This window comes from Arachidicoccus rhizosphaerae (assembly GCF_900107765.1).
GTDB classification, from domain to species: Bacteria; Bacteroidota; Bacteroidia; order Chitinophagales; family Chitinophagaceae; genus Arachidicoccus; species Arachidicoccus rhizosphaerae.
Genome location: NZ_FNQY01000028.1, coordinates 45,320 through 54,600 on the forward strand (window position 1 = coordinate 45,320; position 9,281 = coordinate 54,600).

Annotated in this window: 7 protein-coding genes; 4 read left to right on the top strand and 3 right to left on the bottom strand. The window is 41.1% G+C overall.

The annotated features are described in order from the left end of the window. Positions 1-357: 357 nt before the first annotated feature. Entirely contained in the window at positions 358-1,929 is a 1,572-nt protein-coding gene (locus BLU80_RS16900) for a glycerol-3-phosphate dehydrogenase/oxidase (protein ID WP_091400824.1), read from the bottom strand. Positions 1,930-2,254: 325 nt separating this feature from the next. Between BLU80_RS16900 and BLU80_RS16905 the strand changes: the two genes are divergently transcribed. The 3 genes from BLU80_RS16905 (at position 2,255) to BLU80_RS16915 (ending at position 5,688) form a co-directional block, all read left to right on the top strand. Then, a complete protein-coding gene (locus tag BLU80_RS16905; protein ID WP_091400825.1) occupies positions 2,255-3,019 on the top strand; it encodes a DeoR/GlpR family DNA-binding transcription regulator in 765 nt (254 codons plus the stop codon). A 379-nt stretch (positions 3,020-3,398) separates the two neighbouring features. Then, positions 3,399-4,901, top strand: coding sequence for a glycerol kinase GlpK (gene glpK / locus BLU80_RS16910; RefSeq protein WP_091400827.1), 1,503 nt, complete (start codon positions 3,399-3,401; stop codon positions 4,899-4,901). A 49-nt stretch (positions 4,902-4,950) separates the two neighbouring features. Then, a complete protein-coding gene (locus BLU80_RS16915; RefSeq protein ID WP_091400829.1) occupies positions 4,951-5,688 on the top strand; it encodes an MIP/aquaporin family protein in 738 nt (245 codons plus the stop codon). Between the two features lie 408 nt (positions 5,689-6,096). Here the strand turns inward: BLU80_RS16915 and BLU80_RS16920 are convergent, their stop codons facing one another. Together BLU80_RS16920 and BLU80_RS16925 are read right to left on the bottom strand one after the other, a co-directional pair. After that, positions 6,097-6,459 carry a hypothetical protein gene (locus tag BLU80_RS16920; protein ID WP_091400831.1) on the bottom strand — a complete coding sequence of 121 codons (363 nt, stop codon included), beginning with the start codon at positions 6,457-6,459 and terminating at the stop codon, positions 6,097-6,099. A gap of 209 nt (positions 6,460-6,668) precedes the next feature. Then, entirely contained in the window at positions 6,669-7,553 is an 885-nt protein-coding gene (locus BLU80_RS16925; protein WP_091400833.1) for a LysR family transcriptional regulator, read from the bottom strand. 85 nt (positions 7,554-7,638) lie between these two features. On the opposite strand from BLU80_RS16925, the gene BLU80_RS16930 reads away from it, so the two are divergent. Continuing rightward, positions 7,639-9,069: a pyridoxal phosphate-dependent decarboxylase family protein gene (locus BLU80_RS16930; protein ID WP_091400835.1), complete on the top strand. Its 1,431-nt coding sequence runs from the start codon at positions 7,639-7,641 to the stop codon at positions 9,067-9,069. Positions 9,070-9,281: the final 212 nt, after the last annotated feature.

Genomic DNA, 9,281 nt, shown 5'->3' on the forward strand with positions numbered 1-9,281 from the left:
GGATTATATATAGTTTGTATTATCAATGAGTAACACGCCGCTGCGGATTCCATAATTCCATCAATACACAAAGGATAATCGGATACATCGTCGTTAGGTGATATTTTACCCACGGCAAATAATATATGATGATAGCTATCCACAACGGACACTGATTAACGACTGTGCAGATGCTTAACAGTCAAATGACGCCCAATGCGCCAACAATAATGTAGGCCTTCAGGTTCCTCTCCCCCACTTACTCCCCGGCAATCGACTTTTTAAAATTCTCTGGCACGCCTCATGTACAATCTTTATTCACTTCAATCCTTCTGGCTCACTTCCAATATATACTTTTTTAATATGATGTTTTATTTATCAGGTTAACAAATACCCTTTTGCAAGACTGGTAAATTCAGCCACTTGTGCGTCTATCCATTTTTGATCCTTGTCTAATTCTGTCGCCATAATCTGCGCCACTGGCCCGGCCAGTTCAATGGCCTTTTTAGCATCGGTAAACAATAGACGGGTTCTTCGGGCCAGTAGATCTTCAATAGTATGAGCCATTTCATATCGGACCGCCCAAATTACCTGAATAGTGAGCAATCTGTCATATCCGGCTACAGGCTTTGCCAACTCCGGCAGACTTTCAATAAAAGCGTTTATTAATTTTTTATCCGAACCATATCCGGATAAGGGATCTCCGCTATCATCTAATGGTGCAGCTCCGTGAATAGGAAGATCAACGGTTTTACAGGAAGCCTCCGGCAATAAGCCTTCCTGAATCATTTTACCTATGGTATCTTCCGCCATTTTTCTATAGGTTGTCCATTTACCACCAACTATTGATACCAGCCCGCTTTCAGCCACTAGCACCTTATGACTTCTGGATATCTCCTTGGTTTTATCGGATTGATCAGAGGTCGCAGCCAAAGGACGGAGTCCTGCATAAACACTCTGGACATCACTTCTGGCAGGGGCAATTTCCAGATATTTACCGGCAGTTTTTAATATGAATTCAATTTCCTCTTCCAGCGCTCTGGGCTCCAGCGAATGTGCATTCAGCGGTGTATCTGTTGTGCCCATCAGCACCTTATCAAACCAAGGTAACACAAACAGTACCCGGCCGTCCTCGGTTTTGGGAATCATGATGCCAGTCTTACTGTTTAAAAATTTCTTATCCAATACTAGGTGTATTCCCTGGCTTGGACGAATCATGGTTTTCGCGCCAGCGTTATCCATATGCAGAATTTCATCTGCAAAAACGCCCGTGGCATTCACCACACTGGAGGCTTTTACAGGGTGAACAATGCCGGTCAGCTGGTCTGTAAGTACAAGTCCGTTAATTTTACCCTCTTTATTTTTACTAAGACTGGTAACCCTCATATAATTAAGGCAGGTGCCACCATATTCAACAGCGGTCTGCGCCAGATTAAGCGCCAGACGTGCATCATCAAAAGTACCATCATGATAGAGCACGCCGCAGGTAAGGCCGTGTTTTTGAACAGTCGGCAATCTTTTTGACAATGTTGTCTTTTTGATCAGCATTGATTTTCCAAAACTCAGTCTACCGGCAAGAGCGTCATAGAGTTTTAGCCCGACTGTATATTTTATCGCGCTCAGAAAACTATAACAAGGGATAATGATTGATTCATTTCTGGTCAGATGTGGTGCATTTTGCAGTAAACGCCCCCTTTCCTTCAGCGCCTCTCTAACAAGGCCGATATCCCCCTGGGCCAGGTACCGTACGCCACCATGCACCAGTTTTGTGCTTCTGCTGGAGGTCCCTTTGGCAAAATCAGCCTGTTCTACCAGTAAAGTCTTATAACCCCTGGTGGCTCCATCCACTGCGATTCCAAGCCCAGTGGCGCCGCCACCGATAACAACTAAGTCCCAGGTTTCATGGCTTTCCAGTGATTTCAGTAATGTATTTCTATCGAACAATTCCATTGATACGATTTAAATTTTAACGGTCGTTGCCTCAGGCTCCAAGATTCGGTGTATGTAGGTTGCAACAGCCTTAAATATCACAATATAGCTTCGTATGATACTAATAAATGTTTCATTTATTTTCTAAACAAATAATAAAACAACAAAACGAAATTAAAGATAAACAATCAGAAATCACAAATAAAATATAAAGAAAATCTAAAATTTTTTATAACCAGTTGATATCAAATGAATTAATTCGACAGTAGCGGCTTTATTAACAAATTTAAATTTTTATAATGCCAAGTGCTTATCATTCAGTACCTTTGTTGTCAAAACTATATCTATGGCCAGTTTAGAGAGACATCAACAAATCATTGACATAGTACATCAAAAGGGTTATGAGAGCGTTTCCAATCTTTGCAAGTCTTTAAAAGTTTCAGCGGTTACCATACGAAAGGACCTTAAGCTTCTGGAAAAAGCAGGAAAACTTTACAGAACCCACGGTGGCGCGTCCAATACCAATCCCTTTACCACTGACCGACCAGTTAATGAAAAGGAGATGATACAGACCTCGGAGAAAAAATCCATCGGTAAAAAAGCGGCTACCTATATCACGGCGGATGATTCAATTATTATTGCCTCCGGTACAACCATGCTTGCGCTGGCCAGGGAAATATTACCTCAGCAAAAATTAATCGTTATTACCTCTGCCCTGCAGGTCGCAAGCGAACTTGTCAAGCACAACAACGTGGATATCATGCAGCTAGGTGGCATTGTCCGCCAGAGTTCTTCCTCAGTAGTAGGTAGTTATGCCGAGGATATTCTGAAAGATTTTTTCTGCACTAAACTCTATTTAGGCGTGGACGGCATCGATTTTGAGTTCGGTCTTACCACCAGCAATTCCATGGAAGCCCAACTGAACAAATCCATGATCAGTGTAGTGCAAAAGGTTGTTGTGCTGGCTGATCATACCAAATTCGGTAAAAGAGGCTTTAGTAAAATCTGCGGACTCCATGATATCGATGAAATCATAACAGATAAAGGGATATCACCTGCAATTGTTGATCAATGTCAAAAGCTGGGCATAAAAATAACGATTGCTGAATAAGCGATTCCCCCTATCTCTGCCGCCCTGGCCGAAAGATTTCACTTCCTGAACATCCACCCCTTACGTACTTTCTATAGCGAAGACAATTAATCGATTAAGCGAGATTTAATTTTAATACTGAATAACGCTTCCCAACTGGCATATTTCCCGCCTTAACATAATTTAGACATCTAACCCACTGATTAGCATTTAATTGTTAAGAAAATTTTATTTATTTTTACTATTTCCTTTTTTTATATTTTCAGATATGTTAATTTGCATTTGATATGTTTCGTTTATTTTCACTTAATCTAAAAATGAAAGCACGTAGCAGACTATTTCCTTATATCCCTTTTGGTAGTCTATGCTGACATGCACCATATTTAAACCAATCTTTCAAATGGAAAAATATATCCTGACCCTTGATCAAGGCACTACAAGTTCCCGAGCGATTTTATTTAATCATCAGGGCGAGATTGTTTCTCTTGCCCAAAAGGAGTTTACCCAGATCTACCCGGAACCAGGCTGGGTAGAACATGACCCTATGGAAATCTGGTCCACCCAGGCAAGTGTAATTACCGAGGCTGTTTTACAAAAGGGAATTGACAGGCAGGCACTTGCCGCCATCGGCATCACCAACCAAAGAGAAACTACAGTTATTTGGGATCGCAACACCGGACAACCCATCTATAATGCCATCGTCTGGCAAGACAGAAGGACATCTGCCATCTGTGACCAATTAAAAAAGGAAGGCAAAGCGGCTGTCATCCAGGAAAAAACTGGTTTAATTATAGACGCTTATTTTTCCGGAACAAAAATCCAGTGGATTCTTGATCATGTGGCAGGAGCCAGACAACGGGCAGAAAACGGAGAGTTGGCCTTTGGCACTGTTGACAGTTGGTTAATCTGGAATCTAACCTCCGGGCAGCTGCATATTACGGATGTAACCAATGCTTCCAGAACGATGCTTTATAACATCCACACATTAAACTGGGATGAAGAGTTATTGGAATTATTACAGATACCGGCTGCTCTTTTACCTGAAGTAAGAAGTTCCAGCGAAGTTTATGGCCGCACTTCCGGCAATCTATTGGGTACCCAGGTACCTATTGCAGGGATAGCAGGAGACCAACAGTCTGCTTTATTCGGGCATATGTGTAATCAGCCGGGAATGGTCAAAAATACCTATGGGACTGGGTGCTTTATGTTGATGAATATAGGCAATAAACCGCGTATTTCTAAAAATAATCTGATTACCACGATTGCCTGGAAGATTGGTGATCAGGTACAGTATGCGCTGGAAGGAAGTATATTTATCGCGGGCGCAGTCGTACAGTGGCTCCGGGACGAATTAAAAATGATTGATACCGCCTCAGAAATTGAAACGCTGGCCACCACTGTTGCGGACAGCGGTGGCGTATATATGGTACCCGCTTTTGCAGGATTAGGAGCGCCTCATTGGAATCAGGATGCCAGAGGCAGTATTTTTGGCATTACCAGAGGAACCAGTAAAAATCATTTTTGCAGAGCCGCACTGGAAAGTATCGCTTATCAGACAATGGACGTTTTAACTGCCATGCAAAATGACGCCGGACTCACCATTAATCAACTTCGGGTGGATGGCGGCGCTACTGCCAACAATTTACTTTTGCAGTTCCAGGCGGATATTTTAAATACTGAAGTCCTCAGACCCCATATCACAGAAATAACGGCTATTGGCGCCGCCTATTTAGCAGGGCTGGCCGTTGGATTTTGGGAAAATATTCAGGCCATTGAAAAACAATGGCAGGTAAATCGCAACTTTACTCCCACAGGCAATGATATGACTCAAAAAATAAAAGGCTGGCAAAGAGCCGTCAAGGCAGTAGAGGCCTGGACAAACTTAGATCAAGCCTCCAATTAATAACAACTACCCTATTCATTAAACCTTTACTTTTTATAAAGCAAATTACATGAATCCATTAGTCGCTGAATTTATCGGAACTATGATACTTATCCTGCTTGGCAACGGAGTTGTAGCCAATGTCCTATTAAAGGACACCAAGGGAAATGATAGTGGCTGGATTGTCATTACCACAGGCTGGGCGCTTGCGGTATTCGCAGGAGTTATCATCGCAGGCCCATACAGCGGTGCACATTTAAATCCGGCAGTATCTATCGGTCTGGCCATCGCCGGTAAATTTGCCTGGTCCCGGGTACCGGGATTTATCCTGGCGCAATTGTTAGGGGCTATGGCGGGTGCGTGGCTGGTTTATTTAATGTACAAGGATCACTTTAATGCGACTAAGGCTCCGGGACTTGAAGCCGCCTGTTTTTATACCAGCCCAGCCATTAAAAATGCCAGACTTAATGTATTAAGTGAAGTACTCGGAACATTCGTCCTGATTCTGGCAGTCTTTTATATTACCGGCGGAGAATTCGGGGAAGCTAAAACGCCCATAGGACTTGGTTCAATTGGCGCCATACCTGTAGCTTTTATCGTCTGGGCCATCGGCCTTTCACTGGGAGGTACTACTGGCTATGCCATCAATCCTATCCGCGACCTTGGGCCAAGAATCACACATGCGCTTCTGCCTCTGAAAGATAAAAATAAATCTGATTGGCAGTATGCCTGGGTGCCCATTATCGGTCCAATCATCGGATGCGCCATTGCGGCTGGGCTTTATTTACTGCTCAGCTCAAATGGCTAAATATTGAGCAAATCCTCAGACATTGAATAGACGAAGAGCTGAATCAGCCCCTTGGTTAATTTACTACGTTAAATCCAGCGGTAGAAATAGATAACATTTAGGTAATTTAACCAAAGGCTCTATTGGAATATTTGTCCTACTTTTGATAATGTCTTGACGTTTAATGCAGCTCAGAAAATGGAAATGCATTCAGAAAATAATATCGATTGAATATCCGCATATCTTTATTGGAACCTACAATAAAAACAATCTTACCTGTTTATAGTCCACTTTTTTCCATTCATTAGACGCCGTCTGTTTTTTACAAACAAAAACCGCAGCGCAATTATTTTGTGATGGTCCACATAATAAAGGCTGCGGTTTAGATAGGATAACCGACCAATAATCTTGGTATAAATCAGGATAAGTCTATTTTTTGTTTTCTTTATAACGCATATCCTTGGTACCATCTTTTTTCAGATGATGACCTGTTGCATCTACTTTTGCAGATGCAGTTTTAGCTTCGCTTTTAGTAGCTTTTTTTGCTTCTTTTGCAGCGGCTTTTTTCTCAGTTTTTGCAGCCTTGGATGCTTTTTTGGCTGTTTTTTCTGAACTTGTTGTGGCGGCGGCCTTTGTTTTGTCTGCTGCTTTTACAGCATGTGTTTTTGTTTTCTTTGCTTTTTTGGCGACCTGACTAGTAGTCTGGGCGGTAGTTGTGCTTTGTGCGTGGCTGGCTGTAAAGCAGAAGCTGCATGCAAAAGCCATGATCAATCCAAAAATCAATTTCTTCATGATACTCGTTTTAATTTGTTATTGGAAAAATTTCCAATCCAAATGTAAGTTGATTTTGAAGTCATGCATTCTTTGAAGACCGTAAACTATTGTTAATATGATATAATTATAAAATACTTAATCACTTGCTTAATAAGTAATTAAAAAGAACTTAAAAAGACCTTAAGAAGAATGGCTCCTCTTCAGACTTTCTTCAGACTTTCTTCAGACTATTTATATTTATAATCTAAAATTTGCTGAATGATACCAGGAAAAGCAGTTTCGGTATTGGGCAGCCATAGCATTACATTTTCCACTTTCTGCGCTATATCTTTCAATTCTAAATACTTGACACCCTTATATCCTGTCAGGCTGGAAAGCGGTTCCACAGTCAGCCCAAAACCTTTTTCGACTAGTCTGATCGCGGTGCTCGCAAAAGGGGTTTCATGCACGACTTTTGGCATAAAACCCGCCTGCACAAAGATGGAAGTCAACGTACTTACATACATCTCTCCTTCTTCCATTGGCGGCAAAATGAATTCCTGGTCTTTCAGTTTATATAAATCAAACGGTTTATTTTTATCCAGAGGAAAATCCAAAGGAGTTACTAGAGCAAAGTTGCTTCTCAGTAACAATTTACTTTTAAAGGAGCTGTCAATATCCGGGTTGGTTGCAAAGCCTATATCTATTTCCCGGTTCTTTAATGCAATATATTGCCTGGAATTATTAAACTCCAATAAGACGATTTTAATATCAGGAAAAATTTGATTGATATGCCTTATCAAATCAGGTAAAAAATCATGCATGGCGGAGTGCGTATACCCAATTCTTATTACCCCGGATTTGCCTTTAAAAAGACTATTGGCCTGCAATGCCACGTAATCAAATTGTTTTAAAATAAGTTCGCATTCTTTTTTAAAATACCTTCCCGCGGCCGTCAATTCCACATTTCTTTTATTACGTTCAAATAATGACACGCCCAGTTTATCCTCCAGTTGTCGAATTTGTCTGCTTAGAGCTGGCTGTGCAATGTGCATCTGCTCCGAACTTCTAGTAAAATGCAGGGTTTCTGCTACCTGCAGAAAATTCCTTAAAACCGAAGTATCCACATCCATTTATTACTTTTTTTAATTAATCAATGCAAATTAAGTATTTAATTTCATTACTTTTTTTTATTCCTTTGCTTTAAATAGATAAAAAATGACTCCCGATAAAGATTTATTAGAAGCAGCGCTAAGTATACAGGAATTTGAATCAGCGGGAAAGGAACTGTTAGGAATATTAAAAAAAGACATGCAGTTATCAGTTGACAGCCTGGACAACAAAACGATTGACTATATCTGTCCTGAAGACCAACTGAATTACTGGCAGGACGATTTTTATTCACAGCAGCCTGTCACCGCCTCTGCACTCTTTAAAACCATTCTGGATAGATCCATAAAGCTATCCAGACGAGGATATGTGGGTCATCAGGTTGCACCGGTATACCCCATCAGTATTCTGAGCAGCGCATTATCGGCTTATTTAAATAATGGCATGGCCGTTTATGAAATGGGAATGGCAGGCAACGCGATGGAAAAGATAATCATTGCAGACCTGGCAAAACGATTCGGACTACCGGATACAGCAACGGGGTTTGTTACTTCAGGTGGAAGCCTGGGCAACCTTACGGCCTTACTTGCAGCAAGAGCTCATTATTTGCAACGGCAACAGCCATCCGTAAATTATCAAAAGTTGGCTATCATGGTATCGGAAGAAGCCCATTACAGCATTCAAAGGGCCATGATAATCATGGGACTTTCTGTAGATAATATCCTAAAAATCCCAATTAACGAAAAAGGCCAGATCAGCATAGAGCAACTAACCGGCCTACTTGAAAAAGCCCAAAAAAACGATTGGCATATTTTTGCCTTAATCGGCTGCAGCTGTACAACTTCTTCAGGCAGTTATGAAGATTTAATAACACTTGGCCATTTTTGCAGGGAACAAAAAATCTGGTTGCATGTGGATGCGGCTCATGGAGGACCGGCCATTTATTCCAATAAATACAAAGCTCTTTTGGCTGGCAGTGAAGCCGCCGATTCCATCATCATGGATTTCCACAAAATGATGCATGTCCCCTCTTTGTCCACGGCTGTTATTTTCAGAACGGCCGCCCACCACAAAGCGACCTTTAGTCAAAATGCAAAATATCTTTGGGAGGACCAAACCAGCGATCAGTGGTATAATTCCGGCAAACAGACCTTTGAATGTACCAAACCCATGAGCATTATACATACTTATATTGCTCTAAGACTTTATGGCGACAAATTTTACGCACAACACATAGAATATTTATATGACCTGACGAAAAACTTTGCTGACCTTATTGACCAGCATCCTTTACTGGAACTCTTGTGTACACCGCAATCCAATATTGTATGTTTTCGGTATACAGGCGACCTTCAACGTATAAATGAAATTAATAAACATATTTTATCGAAAATTATCCATGAAGGAAAATTTTATCTGGTTTCCACGAGCACGGGCGGTAATTTTTATTTAAGGACTACCATCATGAACCCTCGCACCACCATCAGTGATTTGGAAAAATTATTAAATTCTGTCGTAAAATTTGCGACATCTGTATAAAACCGGGGCTTTTAGGCAAAAAAATCCCTGCTCTATAAGGAACAGGGATCTTATTGTAATCGATCAAAATTTAAACCCGGCTATTGGGCTTTACCTTCCAGTATTTCTGCTGCATCTGTTTGTTTATACTTTGCGATCAGTTTTCCCATATCTGCCTTTAATTTCTTAACAAGTGGCGTATTTTTCCGGGCTTCATAAATATTATGAATCTC

What these genes read in the sequence shown, in the direction of transcription:
- BLU80_RS16930 (WP_091400835.1), top strand. Translation starts at nt 7,639, where the DNA reads ATGACTCCCGATAAAGATTTATTAGAAGCAGCGCTAAGTATACAGGAA.
- glpK (WP_091400827.1), top strand. Translation starts at nt 3,399, where the DNA reads ATGGAAAAATATATCCTGACCCTTGATCAAGGCACTACAAGTTCCCGA.
- BLU80_RS16905 (WP_091400825.1), top strand. Translation starts at nt 2,255, where the DNA reads ATGGCCAGTTTAGAGAGACATCAACAAATCATTGACATAGTACATCAA.
- BLU80_RS16915 (WP_091400829.1), top strand. Translation starts at nt 4,951, where the DNA reads ATGAATCCATTAGTCGCTGAATTTATCGGAACTATGATACTTATCCTG.
- BLU80_RS16900 (WP_091400824.1), bottom strand. Translation starts at nt 1,929, where the DNA reads ATGGAATTGTTCGATAGAAATACATTACTGAAATCACTGGAAAGCCAT.
- BLU80_RS16925 (WP_091400833.1), bottom strand. Translation starts at nt 7,553, where the DNA reads ATGGATGTGGATACTTCGGTTTTAAGGAATTTTCTGCAGGTAGCAGAA.
- BLU80_RS16920 (WP_091400831.1), bottom strand. Translation starts at nt 6,459, where the DNA reads ATGAAGAAATTGATTTTTGGATTGATCATGGCTTTTGCATGCAGCTTC.